Here is a 442-nt window from a genome sequence, read left to right as displayed (position 1 = left end):
GACGACCGCCGCCGCACCGCACTCGACAACCACACCGACAACCACACCGACAACCACACCGACAACCCGAATCCCAACAACCCCGACGAACCCGACACCGAAAACCCCGACGATCGCACCCCAGACACCGACACTCCAGAGACCGACACTCCAGACCCGAACTCAGACTCAGACACCGAAATGATCTACGACCCCGACACCCTCGCGCGGATGGTCGGACCCGAACCCGTCAGCGACACACCCGACCTCATCCTCGGACGCACCACCACCCTGCCCGCCGGGCACCTCCCCGACCCACCCACCGCAACCGACACCCTCCCGCGGCTGACAGCGGGACTCCTCGCCGAGCACTACCGGACCCTCGTCGCCGACGACCCCACCCACAGTCACGCCGAATACCCCGACGGCCACGGAGGACACCACACCCCACCACCCGGAGCGC

At 67.6% G+C, this 442-nt stretch carries 1 pseudogene; it reads left to right on the top strand.

Annotation, left to right across the window (positions count from 1 at the left end):
• Window positions 1-442: pseudogene (locus tag ACODSO_RS29285) on the top strand (hypothetical protein); the annotation flags it as partial.

It is taken from the genome of Rhodococcus sp. FG69, assembly GCF_057808915.1.
The sequence above is the reverse complement of the archived record's forward strand: the minus strand, read 5'-3'. Positions and strand labels throughout refer to the sequence as shown.